Origin of the sequence: Novipirellula rosea, from assembly GCF_039541335.1 — a bacterium.
GTDB classification, from domain to species: Bacteria; Planctomycetota; Planctomycetia; order Pirellulales; family Pirellulaceae; genus Novipirellula; species Novipirellula rosea.
This window is the reverse complement of the sequence record NZ_BAABGA010000043.1, coordinates 43,603-59,804: the sequence shown is the minus strand read 5'-3', so window position 1 is coordinate 59,804 and position 16,202 is coordinate 43,603. Positions and strand designations below refer to the sequence as shown.

The window sequence follows — 16,202 nt, the reverse complement described above, 5'->3', positions numbered from 1 at the left end:
GGCTTACATTCAGTTACGAATGCGACACGAATATGGTTTATGCTAGCTTGAAAGGGCTCCCTACCGGAGGTCCGCCTTGAGTGGTCGTCGGTAATCAAGTTTGGAGGTGATCAGAAATGATCAGAATGCGCAGAGCAAACGACCGCGCCATGCCGATCATGGCTGGCTAAATACGTATCACTCGTTTTCCTTCGCGTCGTACCAAGACCGCGAGCACATATGGCGGGATCCAGGTGTTACGAGGTTCTGTTGAGCTTAGCGACGAAGATTTAATTGAATTAAAGACGAGTTAGACGTCTGAGTTGATGCTATTCGATCTTGCCTAGTCGGGTGCGACAGCGACCGTTGTTACCCGCGGTTGCCGGCTACTGTAGAAAGATGAACAAGATGCGTCCTCGTGTGAGGAAGCGGATGCCATTATCTTCGGTACACCCACACGCTTCGGTAACATGGCCGCACAGATGCGAGCGTTCCTTGATTCAACCGGGGGTCTTTGGAGAACGGAGACCTGGTAGGAAAAGTCGGAAGTGTTTTTGCTTCGACTGCAACTCAGCATGGCGGTCAGAAAACGACAATTACAAGCTTTCACACCACCCTGTATCATCATGGCATGATCATTGTCGGCGTTCCTTACTCGTGCCCGGGACTCAGTGAAATGGCCGAGATCAGTGGTGGAACACCCTATGGTGCGACCACCTTGGCAAGTGATGATGGGGCACGACAACCTAGCAATAATAAATTGGAAATCGCACGTTTCCAAGGGAAACACGTTGCCGAAATCACTTAAAGACTGGTTAGTTAGACCGCCTAACAAGTTCACAGAAGGACGCGTTTCGTTTGCGTGTCATTGCTGTGTACGCAGCGTCGAGATCAAAATAAATCGGGTAACTTGTCCAGCATTCTCACAACCAGACTGGCGTCTTCTGTGTCGCGAAAAATGGACTGCAAACTTTCCGAGATGCCATTGCTAATATGAACGTTCCATCGATGATGAGCAACAGTTTTATAAACTGTTAGTCGAGGCCGCGCGAGATCGCGACTCCAAACCAGCACGCCATGTGACGGGTGACAAACCCGACGCCGTCCTAGAACAGCGCTCACCGTTGCTTAATGAGCAACGACAAACGTGACTCGAATGCTGCTCTGTAGCATGGAAGAAGGAAACACGTTTGCCGATCGCCGTGCCTGAACTTCATTGCATTTGCCAAACAAGGGAACTCGCAAGGAGCTCCGCTTCACAAAGATTCGGTTTAACGCAGTCGCCGTTTCGCTTTACCTAACGTGCTGCATCGCATTGCACTCGAGTTCGATGCGTTTTCTTTAAAGATTTCTATCAGGCTCGCTGGCTCTGAAAGCACATCTTTTCCGGCCCCAATCCGCTGCATGCGTGGCGGAACGCCAAGGAAACAGTGAAAAAGTTTCAGTTTTTCTCTTCTCTCGCAAAGCATAGCGTTATAACATGCAATAACAGAAACTAAATACAGGCCTTTTCTTCAACTCCCCTCAGGAGATTTGCAATGCGATCGAGCCCCATAACTTTATTCGTACTTTTACTCTGTCTCGGCGTCGCCGGGTGCGGCAGCAAGGACGCGGTGTCTCCAGAACCCGGAGAGCTAGAGCGATACCTGCAGGAGAATCCCGAGGCGGCAGCTCGCGGCGGTCAAGCTGAACCCGCAGGCATCAATGGGCCGACCGCTTTGCCGCAATAGCCCCCCCGAAGCTCGTTTTTCTTTTTTTCTCATTCGATTTTTAGAGGTGCATGATGAATGACAATCGTAATCGTGGTTTCACGTTAGTTGAGTTGCTGGTGGTGATCGCCATCATCGGCGTGCTCGTCGGTTTGTTGCTGCCAGCCGTACAAGCGGCCCGCGAGGCAGCCCGGCGAATGAGTTGCAGCAATAATTTCAAACAGATCGGTTTGGCGTTTCACAACTACCATTCCGCTTACAATCAGCTTCCGGCTCAGGCCGGTGGAACCGCACGAACCCCCGGGTCGGGCTGGAGTTCAACCTATACACCGACGCCCAGCGGTGGCGGAACAAACATGAACCAGCTCAGCGCCCTGGTCGGAATCACCCCCTTCATTGAGCAGCAGGCGCTTTGGGAGCAGATCAGTAACCCGTTTCAAGTCGCCTCGGGTAATTTGTATGCTGCGATGGGTCCGAGCCCCTATATCCTACTCGCCGACCACACGGCTCAGGGCGAATACACACCTTGGTTGACCAACATTTCCTCCTTCCGTTGCCCAAGTGACCCGGGCGTAGGGCTCCCTGCGCAAGGCCGGACGAATTACGGCATCTGTCTCGGCGACTCGCTGTACTATCAATACAATGCAATCACCGATCAGTTCGGAAAGTCGGCCTCCACTTTTGCCGACGCGAATAACGTTAACCGCGGAATTTTTGCTCACGGTCGTCTCAAGCCGAAGTTCCGCGACGTGCTTGACGGGCTTTCTAACACGATTATGGCTGGCGAGTTCAATACGGACTTGGGCGATCGAGACGTCACCACTCAACCACGCAGTGGCATCAATGGTCACCACCTTGACCCGAAAAAGGCTTACGAGCAGATCGATCCTGAGCGACCAAGGTTTTGGCTTTCGACTGCCTCAACGAATGGAAGCCCCGAAGAGATGCGAGGCTACAAATGGGCATACGGGTTAGCCGTATTTACCGGCATTACGACGATTCTTCCTCCCAATGCCCCCGTGGTCTACGACACTTCAAGCACCACCGCCACTGACATTTTCCGATGGGGAATCTGGTCTCCCAGCAGTCGGCATCAAGGTGGTTGTCACGTGTTGATGGGGGACGGTGCAATCAAGTTCATCACCGATTCGATTGAATCGGGTGGCGGCCCAATGGTGTCGCATAACGGCAGCGGCGGTACGCTTCCACCGGGCTCCGCAAGTCCTTATGGGTTGTGGGGAGCGTTGGGAACCAAAGCCAGCCGTGAGACGATTGACCAAGCATTCTAGTGCTTCGTCAGTCTTTGAACTTTAGTGTTTCTAATGTAGTGGAGCTTGCTAACGCTCCCTGTTCCTTGGGGTGGGAGGAGCTTTAGCAAGCTCCACTACAGGTTGGTCGTAGCGGAAGTCGTCAAGACTTTCGGCGGATTACCCGAACGAACCAGAACTCTCACGCGAGTTCCGTTACTCTATTGATAAATGATTAAGCTGTTACGCTGCATTAATCTGCAATCTACAATCTGCAATTCGTAGTTTGCGCGACGGGGGTCAGTCGCATAGTCTATGGACGTAACGAGTTCGGCATTTCACAACATGGTTCCCCCTAACGGTTAAAAAATGATTGACAACAAACTGAACGGTTTAATTGCAGCGACTTATACACCGCTGCATGACGACGGTGAGCTGAATCTTGATCCGATTGCGGCGATGACCGAGTGGTTGATAGCGCAAGGCATTAGCGGTCTTTACGTGTGCGGAAGTACGGGCGAGGGAATGTCACTCAGTGGAGCCGAACGGCGAGTCGTGGCGGAGGCCTACGTCCAGTCCGCCGCTGGACGCGTGCCTGTCATCATTCAAGTCGGACACAACAGTCTGGCCGAAGCGAGACAGCTTGCTGTTCATGCGCAAGAGATTGGTGCGAATTACGTCTCGGCGACCTGTCCGTCGTACTTCAGCATCAATGATGTTAACACGCTGGTTGATTGCATGGCTGAAGTTGCCGGTGGTGCACCTGAGTTACCGTTTTACTACTACCACATTCCTGCGCTGACCGGGTCGGCACTGGATATGGTCGAGTTTCTCGAGCGTGGGGGCAAACGAATTCCCAATCTTGTCGGTCTGAAGTACACCGACACCAAACTGCACGAGTTTCTGCAGTGTTTACAGGTGGATCCGAGAAGATTCGATGTCGTTTGGGGATGTGATGAAATGATGCTCGGCGCGTTGGCAACGGGTGCCACCGCAGCAATCGGCAGCACCTTTAACATCGCAGCTCCGCTGTATCTTGGAATCATGGAAGCGTTTCGCCAAGGTGATCTGGACGAAGCCCGACGTCTACAGTCGCTTTCGGTAGAGATGATTCGGAGGATAGGCAAGTATCCGTTCCATGCGGCCATGAAAGCGGTGCTCGGCATGAATGGATTCGATATCGGTGGCTGCCGACTGCCTCAGGGCCGTCTTTCGGAATCCGAAATTGAAAAGTTGCGAAACGATTTGTCGTCGCTTGGATACTTTCAGTGGTCACAGCCAAGTCCCGCACTTTCAGCAAATTCGCTATGAAGTTCTTCGCCGCATCGATCTTCCTTAGCTGCATTTACATTGGCTCGATGTCGATGTTCGCTGGTTCAAAGACTTGGTCCGCCGAGCCGCAATGGTTGATTTGGAACGAACTGCCACCGGTGCCCGATGAGCTTGGATTTGCTGGGCCTTATGCAGGCGTTCACAATGACGCATTGATCATCGCTGGCGGTGCTAACTTTGCCAAACCGGTTTGGCAGAACGACAAACAATGGCATGACGAGATCTTCGTACTTGTCAAGAACGGCCTCGGAAAAGACAGTAACGATTACGAGTGGAAAGACGGCGGCAAACTTGCCAAACCGATCGCCTATGGCGCCGCCGTCTCGACTACCGACGGCGTCGTCTGTATCGGTGGAAGCGACTCCACGGGCATGCATGATGAAGTCTTCGTGCTGCAGTGGGACGGCGAAAAAATCACAGTCGAGGAATATCCGCCGCTACCAAAGCCCTGTGCCCATGGCGCCGCCACGTTATCCGGTAATACGATCTATTTCGCAGGCGGCCAACAGGATGCGTCACTCGATTCGGCGATGTCCAATTTCTGGTCGCTGGACTTGTCGCAGCAAGGCGATCCCAACGCATTCGTTTGGAAAGAGCTTCCGTCGTGCCCAGGTCCGCCCCGCGCGTTCAATCTCACTGTCGCACAGCACAACGGTTATCACGATTGCGTCTATGTGATCAGCGGCCGGCGACAAGACGGCGAGAATGTTGACTTCCTAAAAGACGTTTGGGAGTACACGCCCGTGACACAGCAGTGGCGGCAGCGAAATGAAACGCCGCGGTGCGTGATGGCTGGCACCGGAATTGGGTTTGGGCAAAGCCACATCTTCGTCCTAGGCGGCGCCGATGGCTCACTGTTTTTCAAGGGCGATGAGCTCAAAGACAATCATCCCGGTTTTATCAAACAATCACTCGCGTACCACACGATCACCGATACCTGGGTCGAAGCGGGCGCAACGCCCGCGAATCATGTCACCACAATCGCGGTGAAGTGGGACGATTCAATCGTTATTCCCAGCGGCGAAGTTCGTCCACGCGTACGATCGCCCCAGGTGTATCGCGTCACACCGACCAGCACAGGCCGCGACTTCGGCGCGGTCAATTACATCGTCCTTTTTAGCTATTTGCTTGCGATGGTTGGCGTTGGCGTCTACTTCACCAACAAGAACAAGAGCACGAACGACTTCTTCCGCGGCGGCCAGACGATTCCGTGGTGGGCCGCTGGCTGCAGCATCTTTGCCACCATGCTCAGCTCGCTGACGTTCACCGGAATTCCGTCCAAATCGTTTGCTCAGGATTGGGTGTACTCGATTGGCAATTTCATGATTCCGGTGGTCGCGGTGCTGGCGGTCTTTGTGGTGATGCCGTTTTACCGCCGGATTGATGCAACCAGTGCGTACGAGTACTTGGAAAAGCGATTTAGTCCTGGGGTGCGTATGTTTGGCAGCGCCAGCTTCACGCTGTTTCATGTTTTCCGAATGGCCGTGGTGATGTCGCTCACCGGTTTGGCGCTGGCGGTCGCCACACCGCTCACCCCTGCACAATCGGTGTTGTTGATGGGAGTGCTAAGCATCACCTACTGCACGATGGGCGGAATTGAAGCGGTCATTTGGACCGACACCATCCAAACCGTCGTGTTACTGGGCGGCGGGCTGCTGGCGATGATCTTGCTGGTCAGCGGCGTGGATGGAGGTGTCAGTGGATTTACGACGACGGCAGCGGACGCGGACAAGTTTCAAATTGCCAATTTCCACTGGGACGCCACCAGTGCACAGATCGCCCTGTGGGTGATCATCCTTGGTTCGATCGCTCAGAATGTGTCGTCGTACTCTGCCGATCAAGCGGTGGTGCAGCGGTACATGACCACGGCGACTAAAGAGCTAGCAGCACGTTCGATTTGGACCAATGCGGTGCTGACTGTTCCTGCGACCTTGTTGTTTTTTGGGATCGGAACGGCACTGTTTGCCTTCTACAGTTCGCATCCCGAGAAATTGGATCCGACGATCACGACCGATCAAATTTTCCCATTGTTCATCGCTCGTGAAATGCCGATCGGAATCGCGGGGCTAATTGTGGCCGCCGTGTTTGCGGCAGCTCAGTCGACGGTGTCGACCAGCATGAATTCAACGGCCACCACGATCGTCACCGATTTCATGCGACCTTTGAATCTGTGCAAATCCGATCACGGTTACTTAAACGCCGCTCGTTTCTGGACGCTCGCTTTGGGCGTGATCGGCACACTACTGGGACTCGTCTTCGTGAATCCCGATATTAAGTCGCTGTTTGACACGTTCATTATGGTCATCGGTTTGTTCATGGGGGTGCTGGGGGGTTTGTTCGTGTTGGGAGCGCTCAGCAGACGAGCCAATGCGACCGGGGCAATGATTGGTGCGATCGTGGGCGCCGGCGTGATGTTTTGGATGTGGAAGTTCACTGCCATCAACGGATATCTGTACACGGCCAGCGGTATTACCTCCTGTGTTGTCGTGGGTTTCATCGCCAGTCTGGCGTTTGGTAAGCCATCAAACGATTTGACAGGCTTGACGATCTATACATTGCACGCCCCGGAAGCTGCTGCCCACACGGACCAGGTTGCACTGACGCCCCAAGAAGCAACAACATGATGCATTGGCGAAGTCAGAGGCAATCCGTTTTTTCAAAATTGGTATTTTTCAGACACTTTTCGGTGAACGCCAACAAAAACCGCTCGTGCCCAGGCTCCTGCCTGGGGACAGTTTTCCTGGGGCTTGCGCCGGGCCGCTACAACTTTGGTATTGACGTCGGATCTTTAGCGGTGAGTTTTTTTCGGCCCAAACTGCAGTTACCTCTCCACCGACGAAGTCGGGGGAGAGGTCGAGCACGACCTTTAGGCGTTGCTCGGGTGAGGGCGCGACCGCGCAATCGACCGCGCAATTCCGGTGCAAACGGCGTGATCATTGGTGAGTGGCTTGCTCGGTCAGCCCCCTCACCCGAACGTCGCTGAAGGCTCCGTTCGACCTCTCCCCCAACGAAGTTGGTGGAGAGGTGGCAGAAAACTAGTGCAACCGAGGATCACGACAACCCCAGAGTTTTAACAGTCCAGGCTTGCGCCGAAGGAAAACTACAGCCGCCACTCCGAGGCTAAAAAATATGCGTAATATACTCGCCCCAACACAAAGGCCATGTCGATGGATGCTATCCGCCGATCCAAACTAATTTCCACTTACCGTGACGGCTTACTCAACGACACATTGCCTTTTTGGACAAAGCATTGCGTCGATCGAGAGCATGGCGGTTTCATGATGTCGCTGGGCCGTGACGGTACCGTCATCGACACCGACAAGGGCGTTTGGCAACAGGGACGATTCACATGGCTGTTGGGGGAACTCTACAACAACGTCGACCAGCGACCTGAGTGGCTCGAGTTAGCAAAACACGGGGCAAAGTTCATTGACGACCACTGCTTTGACCCGAGTGACGGCCGCATGTGGTTCCATGTCACCCGCGATGGGAAACCGATTCGTAAGCGACGCTATGCGTTCTCAGAGAGTTTTGCTGCGATCGCCTACGGAGAGTTGGCCAAAGCGACGGGCGAATCACATTACGCCGAAAAAGCGAAGCGGACGTTTCGGCGTTTCATTGACCACAACCTGAATCCCCAGGACACCGCCCCCAAATTCACCGACACTCGTCCGATGCGTGGACTCGGCTTTCCGATGATCACGATCGTCACCGCGCAAGAATTACGCGAATCGATCAACCTACCCGATGCCAATGAGTGGATCGATCACAGCATTGACGACATTCGGCGATTCCACTTGAAAGAGGACATACAGTGCGTGATGGAAACGGTGGGCGTCGACGGCACACGGATCGATCACTTCGACGGGCGAATGTTAAATCCAGGTCATGCCATCGAGGGGGCGTGGTTCATTATGCTGGAAGGAAAAATCCGTGGCGATCAGGAACTGATTCGTACCGGCTGCCAAATGCTCGACTGGATGTGGGAGCGTGGCTGGGATCGCGAACACGGCGGAATCCTCTATTTCGTCGACGTCAACGGGTTGCCAGTTCAAGAATATTGGCACGACATGAAGTTCTGGTGGCCTCAAAACGAAACGATCATCGCCACGCTGTTAGCCTATGAACTAACTGGCGATCCGAAATATGCAAAGTGGCACGCGATGATTCATGATTGGACGTACAAACATTTTCCCGACCCCGAACATGGCGAGTGGTTTGGCTACCTTCATCGCGACGGAAGCGTCAGTTCGACGCTGAAGGGTAATCTTTGGAAAGGGCCGTTTCACATGCCACGAATGCAACTCGTCTGCTGGCAACTGTTGACCGAAACTGTGTAAAGAACAAACGAACTTACCCCCCAACACAGAGTATTCACGATGACTTTCAAACTGATGGTTCCTTTCACCATCATTGTCTTGAGTAGCTCACTTTTTGCGGCGAGTCCCGATTGGGAAAACGAGCAGGTCATCGGAATCAACAAGGAGCCTGGGCGTGTCTTCTCACTGCCGTATCCTGACCGAGACGCTGCGATCAGCCAAGATTGGCAAGAGTCCGCTCGCGTCCAAATGCTCAACGGACAGTGGAAGTTCTATTACGCAAAACGTCACGATTTGCGACCAACGGACTTCTTCACCGAGTCATTTGACGATTCCGATTGGAGCGACATCCAGGTTCCCGCGAGTTGGCAGACGCAAGGTTTCGGTGTTCCGATCTATTGCAACCAAGCTTACCCGTTCAAACGAGATTGGCCCAAGGTCACGGGCGAGCCCCCCCAGCATTTCACGTCCTATGAGTATCGCAATCCCGTCGGCAGCTATCGACGAACGTTTGAATTACCAGCCGATTGGAAGGACAGTGAAGTATTCATCCATTTCGGCGGTGTTGAGAGCGCGTTCTACTTGTGGGTCAACGGCGAAAAAGTCGGGTACAGTCAAGGCAGTTACCTGCCTGCCGAATTTGATTTGACCAAGTTTGTGAAGCCTGGTCAGAACACGCTCGCCGTACAAGTCTTCCGATGGAGCGACGGATCTTACTTGGAGTGCCAGGATTTTTGGCGACTCTCTGGCATCTTTCGTGACGTCCTGGTTTACGCGACACCCAAGGTTTTGCTGCGTGATTTCTTTTTAAAGTCAGACCTGGACGACGACTATCGCGATGCCACGTTTGCAATCGACACTCATTTACAGAACCGGGGCGAATCCAGTGCAACGGGTTCGGTTGCCGCTGAGATTGTTGACTCACGCGGAATGACCGTTTGGGAGGGATCGACCGGCGCGGTGACCTTGAATTCAGGAGAAGAAAAACAGTCGAAGATTCAAGGTTCAATCAAAGACCCACAAAAGTGGACCGGCGAAACACCAAATCTTTACAAATTGATCCTGACGGTGAAAGATGAATCGGGAACAACCGTCAGTGTCCATCGTCATACGATTGGTTTCCGCGACGTGGCGATCAGTCAACGTGGGGAATTGTTGGTCAATGGCAAGCCGGTCATTTTGAAAGGCGTCAACCGGCACGAGAATGATCCGGATACCGGGCGGCATGTCAATGAGGAGTCGATGCTCAAAGACATCCAGACGTTTAAGCGATTTAACATCAACGCTGTGCGATTGAGCCATTATCCAAACGATCCACGCTGGTATGAATTGTGCAACGAGTATGGGATTTACATGCTTGACGAGGCCAACATCGAATCACACGGTTATGGGTATGGCAAAGATTCGTTGGCTCACCCGCCCGAGTGGAAGAAGGCTCACGTCGATCGCTGCGTGCGAATGGTCCAGCGTGACAAGAATCATCCGGCGATCGTGATCTGGTCGATGGGCAATGAAGCCGGCACGGGTGAGAATTTCGCCGCCTGTTTCCAAGCCATCAAGGACCTCGATAACTCGCGGCCGGTCCACTACGAACGTAACGCGGACCCGTCAGCGATAGATGACATGGACAGCGTGATGTATCCGAGTGTCGACTACCTGCACAGCGTCGGAAAACAGGATTCGGCGCGACCGTTCTTTGTTTGCGAGTACGCCCACTCGATGGGGAACGCGACGGGTAACTTGGACGAGTATGTCGCCGCGTTTGAAGCCCATCCACGTTTGATTGGCGGGTGTATCTGGGATTATGTCGACCAGGGACTGCGACAAACCAACCCGGATGGCAAACGAGGGCCAGACGGGAAAGACTACCATTTTGCCTATGGTGGCGATTTTGGCGACCAACCCAATGATGGCAACTTTTGCATGAACGGGATTGTCGATGCCGATCATCTGCCGACGCCGAAAACATGGCAAGTCAAGTACTCCTACCAGCCCGCTGATTTTTGGTTTGATGGCAATCAATTGCGAATCCGCAATGAGCTGTTCCATACAAACCTTGTCGATTATGTCGACCTCGTTTGGACTGTGACGGACCAAGGTCGCCTTGTCGCCCAAGGGCAACTCCCCACGCCATCGATTGAGCCATGGAGAGAAGCGACGATCACGCTCGATTCGCTTCCAACACTCAGCGAAGTCCCAGGCTCCGAGTATCAATTGAAGGTTTCACTAATCCTAAAACAAGAAACCGCTTGGGCCGACAAAGGCCACGAAGTCGCTTGGAAACAATTCTCACTCGGCAGCACACCAGCGACGGTCCTCGATCCCGACGGCGTCGTTGACGTGCAAGAGTCTGACGTCGCGTTTGTAATGACGGGCAAGGAATTTTCGGTTGTTTTGAACAAAGCATCCGGACGGATCACAAGCCTAGTCTACCACGGACGCGAAATACTTTCGGATTCACAGGGTCCGCTACCGAATCTCTACCGGGCCGCTGGTGACAACGACGGTTATGCGGCGGGACAATGGCGAGGTGCTGGTCTTGATGATCTGCGGCACACCGCGACCTCGGTGCGACAGACGGCCCAAGCAAAGAACTACCAGCAATTCACGGTCGACTACGCCAGCGAGGGTAAAGCAGGCTTCCATGTCGAAAGTTCCTGTGCCTATACGGTTTTCGCCGATGGCAGCGTCGCGATCGACACCGTGCTCTCCCCGAACCAAGATAAACTGGTGCTGCCGCGAGTTGGAATGCGACTATTTGTGAATCCCAAATTTGAGCATGTGACCTACTACGGTCGCGGCCCATCGGAGAATTATGTTGATCGTAAAACGGGGCAAGCAATCGGTCGGTATCAGACAACGGCAACGGAGATGTACGTTGATTACGCCAAGCCACAATTCATGGGATCACGGTCGGACGTGCGTTGGACATCACTTGCTGATGACGACGGGAATGGCTTCGTAGTCACCTCGGAGACTCCGATCAGTTTCAGTGCGATGCACGTTACCGACCAAGGACTGACGGGCATCCGCCATCCGCATGAAATCCCCACTCGCAACGATATTGCTTTGACGATCGATACTGCAGAAACCGGGATCGGCGGCGGCAGTTGTGGACCGTCTTGTTTGACGGAGTATCGAGTTCATGGCACTCAGCACTTGCGTTTCATGATCCGGCCAATCACCGCAGGTGTCGATCCAAGTGAAGCGACTCGCCAGCGAGCGAATTTGGGTGGTACCCTGACGGTTTCACGCGACAATGCTGGAAACCTCAGCTTTCACCCAACGACGCGTGGTGCATCGATCAACGTAACGATTGACGTTCAGCAGCAAAGCTCCATTGAGGACATCAATTTGATTCAGGGCGGCAAAGTGATCGCGAGCGTGGATGCCGCTGAGGACGAGATTCCTGGAGTCCAGATCAAACGAGTCTTCGCAAAGAAAGTCGACAAATCGAAATGGACGGCAACCGCGTCTAGCATCCAATCAGGCGAAGGCGAGGTGAATCATTCGATCGACAACAACCCCGACACATTCTGGCACACCAAGTGGCAGGGAGGCGTTGATCCACCACCGCATACCTTGAAAATCGATTTTGGCTCGCCCCAGCAAATTGCCGGGATCAGTGTGCTGCCGCGGCAAGATTCAGCAAATGGACGGATCATTCGCTACGAATTATCCGCTAGCGAAGACGGGGTTCAATGGCAGCAAGTTGCCGCCGGTGTCATGCAAAATACTGACCGCCGCCAAGACATCCGCTTCACCAAGAAGCAAAATGTTCGCGCGATTGAGCTAAAAGTCTTGAGCGGACAAGCGGGCGATTTCGCGACCGTTGCCGAAATTGGGATTTTGGAGGAGTAGGCTTGCCACCGTCATCGCCGAGAATGAATCAACATACACGCCTCCATCAATCATTTCCCACAGCAGCGTAGGGTTTGATCAATTGATCCTCGCCGTCGGTCAATTCGTCAAGCGTGAAGCGGACGAAGCGGACTTCTTCGTATCCAGGTTCGTACAGCACGCCGAAGCTGCCATCTTTGAGCACCGTAATCTCTGAATAGGCTGACGGTCCCGGATCGATCACCTTGCCGTCGCTCCAAGTCCAACCGCCGTCGTAGCTAATCCGCACCGCCAAGTTTTCGCGTGCCGAATTGGACGCCGCGTTGACAAAAACAAGTCGATCTTTGGCATAGCCATCGCGTTTGGCCGTGTACTGAATGAGACAGGCGTTACAGCGTGGGTCGGGTAGACTGAAATCACTGACGCTGTCCCACGTTTGCCCGCCATCAGATGACCTGTGCACAAACCGCTTTCCCGGGCCGATCCGCGAATTCACCATCAGCGTTCCGTCGGGTAGCTCGACCACTTTCGACTCGTCGCCGGGACTGACATCGCCGATCGTTTCCCAAGTCGCCCCGTGGTCTCGACTTGCGAACAACGTGACGCCTTTGCCAACCCGCACATAGTTGTGAACGAGCAAGCCCGCACGCGTTTGAATCCCGCGGCCCGAGGTAATGAATTTGAAGGCATCCTTTAACTCAGGCCCCGCCACTTGATCGGTAAAGTCAATCGGCGCATCCCAAGTCGCGCCATGATCCGAGCTCTTTTGCACCACAAAACGGTATTCCTTACTCGATCGGTCGGCGACCATGTAGTTGTAGAAACAAAAGATATCGCCAGTGGTCTTGTCAACGATCAGCGACGGATCGCTACAGCCTCCGTCCTCGTACGGGTCAAGCACTTCCATCGCAGACCAACTCTTGCCATTGTCGGTGCTACGTCGAAAGACGATATCGATCGTGCGTTGGCCGATCAGATCCGCACTTCCTTTCCTTCGCGCATCACATGCCGCAATCAAATGCCCGTTCACCGCGGTTGCGATCGCGGGGATTCGAAAGGTATGGGTGTCGTTTTGGCCAGACACGAATAACGGTTGATCATCGATCAATTTCAGTGGCTCTGTTGGCATCACGTCCGACGGAATCGAACTCGGTCGCTGCAGCGGCGAGGCGAGCAGCGACAAATCGTCGATCAATACACCAGCCTTGGGTGCTGCGGTCACGCTGAAGCGAATCGCCTCGACCTTGTCCTCACCGGGGATCGCAAGTTGAATGTGCGACAGAAACCTCGCTCCGACGGTGACGATACGGTCAATCTTGGAAACCTCACACCATTTGCCACCTTGTTTCGCCTCGACCAAAAATGAAAACGGGTCTCGACCGGTCCAGCGTTCCGCGTGGAAGCGGACCCCTTTGACCGGTTGCATGTCTGCAGGAATCACAAACGTGATCGAATTATTTTCGTCGCCCAGCAGGTGTAAACACTGCTTGCCCGTGCGAGCAAATTTCGACGTGACACTTGCAGTCCCCGTCGCTTCGATGCGAATCGGACCGTCTTGGATCGTCGGGAATGCCGCGTCGCTGCCGTATTCAAAGGACGTGCTGAAGAGAACCTCTTCGGCGCATGCAGCGGTTCCCCCCAACCCCGAAAGCACGGCGTAAATCGTAAATACGAGGCGAATCCTCGCGACAGCAGTGAACATTTTCATCTCCGCAATCCCCTAATTGACGTTCGCGACGCAAGGACGATTAAGACAACGCGTACCTGCCCTGTCGGAAGCAAAACCCGCCTTGTTATAACATGGTATCACGCGGGGTACGCGGAGGCAAGAGTTTTCCATAGGCAGTGCGTCGACGCCGTTTTGACCTGGCGGCGGCAGATCGCAGCTTGCTGAAGGTGCGAATAACGAGGCTGGAAACTTAAGCCTCAGTCGTCGTCGTTTCGGCAATGGCTTCGGCCGAGGCGGTGTCGTCGAGTTCGTGATTGAGAATTTCAAGCAAGGTTTGCAGGAACACCACGACCATTGGGCCAACCAAAATACCGATCGGCCCGAACACTTTCACGCCGCCCAAAACGCTCAGTAGTGCAAACAGCGGGTGCAATTGCGAACGGCCGTGCAGCACATAGACTTTGATCACGTTGTCGATCGAGGAAATCACCAGCACGCCATACAGCGCCAACACAATTGCGGCAGTCCAGCGCTGTTCGACCATGCCAAGCCAAACCACACATGGCACCCAAACCGATGCGGCGCCCAGAAACGGGACCAACGACATCAGCGTGGTAGCCAAAAACAACAACACGACCGATTCAAATCCGAGCACATAATAGCCCAATCCCCCCAAGATCCCTTGCACGACCGCGCTGAGCACACTTGCCAACACGACCGCGCGACTGGTTCGATCAAATTCCAATAACAACCGCCGCTCGTAGTTGTCATCCAGCGGGCTCAGCCGCATCAAAGTACGAATCATCGCTGCACCGTCGATCAGAAAAAAGTAAACCGCAATGATCAGGACCAACAACCCCACCACGATCTTGCCAAGGTAACTTCCCGTTGCACTGGTTAAACTGACGAACCGCGGCTGCAGCGATTCACGTCCACGGCTCAATAGGCTCTTGAAATCTTCGGCACTCGGGTTGGCGATCAATCGCACTTGGCTGCGTAGCGTGCCACCAAGCAACGTTTGCATCCATGACCGGATTGCTGCCGACGCGATCACACTCTGGCGATGAAATTGTTCTTCTGCGTTGAGTTGATCCAGCGGCTCCGCAGTGTCGGATGGGTTGCCGTCAATCGTGCTGTCGTCCAATTCGAGGGCATCCGCGGTGGAGGAGGCTGACAATTCGGCCTCGCTCGCCGCTGCCGATGCGAGCGATGCCCCGCTGCCCATTGCATCGCTGCCCGTTTCTTCGCTGCCCAATTCTTCGACAGCCGTTTCCCCGCTGCCAAAATCCTGGGCGTCACTGTGCGACAGCAAAGATCTCTCCAGTTCGTTGAGGCGATCGATCGCGGTCTCCGCCGCAATGTCTGCCGTGGGCGGCCCTTCTACGTTTTTCTGCAAATGCAGGATCAACGATTTCGCTTCGGCAATATTGTCGAGGATTTCCTGACGATTTTCAGGAGCCTGCATCATGCCGGACAATGTTTTTAGGAACACAGATACGGACGTATCGGGATTGACCCCACGCAATCCTTCGCTCGACAGCACCGAATCATCTAAGGAATCGGTCAATTCATCCAAACGTCGAAATTTTTCGGCGTGGGGCAACGAAATCCCAAACTGGTCGCGGGCACGGTCCAATGCCGCCGTCAGATCGTTGAAATTCATGTGGCTGACCATCGCGGTAAACTGGCTGGTCGCGACCGACAACACGACAATCATTGGCATCAACACCATCATCAAAATCATCAGCGTGGTCGAAGCGGCAGCCAAGCGACGCTTCCCTTTTGTTTTGACGTAGATCCAATCGTGCACCGGTCGAAAGATCACGACCAGCAGCGCGGCCAAGAACAACGGCACAAAGAATCCGGCCATCACCTTGTAGAACAACGCTCCGACCGCGAATATACCGAGCAACAGCATCAGCACCGACAAAATCCGCGACAGGGACGGCAACCGCTCCAGCATCGCTTTGGTAGACGCCAACGTTCGCGGTGGCGAAGTGGTATCGTCGCCCGAACGCGTTGTCGATGCTGCCTGGCCGGGGGAAGCAATCGGTGTGGCGGGCTGAGATTGTTTGGGATTATTTTTGGGTCGACGTTTCGTCATCGA

The 16,202-nt window shown here is 54.0% G+C and carries 9 protein-coding genes and 1 pseudogene; 8 read left to right on the top strand and 2 right to left on the bottom strand.

All coding sequences use genetic code 11. From position 1 onward, the window contains the following. Window positions 1–410: 410 nt before the first annotated feature. The 8 genes and pseudogenes from ABD971_RS36090 to lacZ form a co-directional block, all read left to right on the top strand. Window positions 411–515 (top strand): annotated as a pseudogene (locus ABD971_RS36090) (hypothetical protein); the annotation flags it as partial. Beyond that, on the top strand, window positions 494–787 hold the full coding sequence (gene wrbA, locus ABD971_RS17625) for an NAD(P)H:quinone oxidoreductase (RefSeq protein ID WP_345324204.1): 294 nt from the start codon (window positions 494–496) through the stop codon (window positions 785–787). The pseudogene ABD971_RS36090 and the gene wrbA, both read left to right, overlap by 22 nt. A 730-nt stretch (window positions 788–1,517) precedes the next feature. Then, window positions 1,518–1,709, top strand: a complete 192-nt coding sequence (locus ABD971_RS17620) for a hypothetical protein (protein ID WP_345324202.1) — start codon at window positions 1,518–1,520, stop codon at window positions 1,707–1,709. A 53-nt stretch (window positions 1,710–1,762) separates the two neighbouring features. Further along, the gene (locus ABD971_RS17615; protein WP_339942971.1) at window positions 1,763–2,977 is read left to right on the top strand and encodes a DUF1559 family PulG-like putative transporter; all 1,215 of its coding nucleotides are present in this window, start codon (window positions 1,763–1,765) and stop codon (window positions 2,975–2,977) included. Window positions 2,978–3,304: 327 nt separating this feature from the next. After that, a complete protein-coding gene (locus tag ABD971_RS17610) occupies window positions 3,305–4,246 on the top strand; it encodes a dihydrodipicolinate synthase family protein (RefSeq protein WP_345324200.1) in 942 nt (313 codons plus the stop codon). Next, window positions 4,243–6,891: a sodium:solute symporter family protein gene (locus tag ABD971_RS17605; RefSeq protein ID WP_486348646.1), complete on the top strand. Its 2,649-nt coding sequence runs from the start codon at window positions 4,243–4,245 to the stop codon at window positions 6,889–6,891. Before ABD971_RS17610 ends, ABD971_RS17605 begins: the two co-directional genes overlap by 4 nt. A 543-nt stretch (window positions 6,892–7,434) precedes the next feature. Next, a complete protein-coding gene (locus ABD971_RS17600; RefSeq protein ID WP_345324198.1) occupies window positions 7,435–8,607 on the top strand; it encodes an AGE family epimerase/isomerase in 1,173 nt (390 codons plus the stop codon). A gap of 39 nt (window positions 8,608–8,646) precedes the next feature. Beyond that, window positions 8,647–12,447, top strand: coding sequence for a beta-galactosidase, LacZ type (lacZ, locus tag ABD971_RS17595; RefSeq protein ID WP_345324196.1), 3,801 nt, complete (start codon window positions 8,647–8,649; stop codon window positions 12,445–12,447). Between the two features lie 46 nt (window positions 12,448–12,493). Here the strand turns inward: lacZ and ABD971_RS17590 are convergent, their stop codons facing one another. Further along, window positions 12,494–14,128, bottom strand: a complete 1,635-nt coding sequence (locus ABD971_RS17590; RefSeq protein ID WP_345324194.1) for a sialidase family protein — start codon at window positions 14,126–14,128, stop codon at window positions 12,494–12,496. A gap of 217 nt (window positions 14,129–14,345) precedes the next feature. Beyond that, window positions 14,346–16,199 (bottom strand): AI-2E family transporter, encoded by a 1,854-nt coding sequence (locus ABD971_RS17585; protein WP_345324192.1) that lies wholly within the window; start codon window positions 16,197–16,199, stop codon window positions 14,346–14,348. Between the last annotated feature and the right edge of the window lie 3 nt (window positions 16,200–16,202).

Excerpts from the sequence above, each read along its gene's own strand:
- ABD971_RS17620 (WP_345324202.1), top strand. The coding sequence starts at position 1,518 with ATGCGATCGAGCCCCATAACTTTATTCGTACTTTTACTCTGTCTCGGC.
- ABD971_RS17615 (WP_339942971.1), top strand. The coding sequence starts at position 1,763 with ATGAATGACAATCGTAATCGTGGTTTCACGTTAGTTGAGTTGCTGGTG.
- ABD971_RS17610 (WP_345324200.1), top strand. The coding sequence starts at position 3,305 with ATGATTGACAACAAACTGAACGGTTTAATTGCAGCGACTTATACACCG.
- ABD971_RS17605 (WP_486348646.1), top strand. The coding sequence starts at position 4,243 with ATGAAGTTCTTCGCCGCATCGATCTTCCTTAGCTGCATTTACATTGGC.
- ABD971_RS17600 (WP_345324198.1), top strand. The coding sequence starts at position 7,435 with ATGGATGCTATCCGCCGATCCAAACTAATTTCCACTTACCGTGACGGC.
- lacZ (WP_345324196.1), top strand. The coding sequence starts at position 8,647 with ATGACTTTCAAACTGATGGTTCCTTTCACCATCATTGTCTTGAGTAGC.
- ABD971_RS17590 (WP_345324194.1), bottom strand. The coding sequence starts at position 14,128 with ATGTTCACTGCTGTCGCGAGGATTCGCCTCGTATTTACGATTTACGCC.
- ABD971_RS17585 (WP_345324192.1), bottom strand. The coding sequence starts at position 16,199 with ATGACGAAACGTCGACCCAAAAATAATCCCAAACAATCTCAGCCCGCC.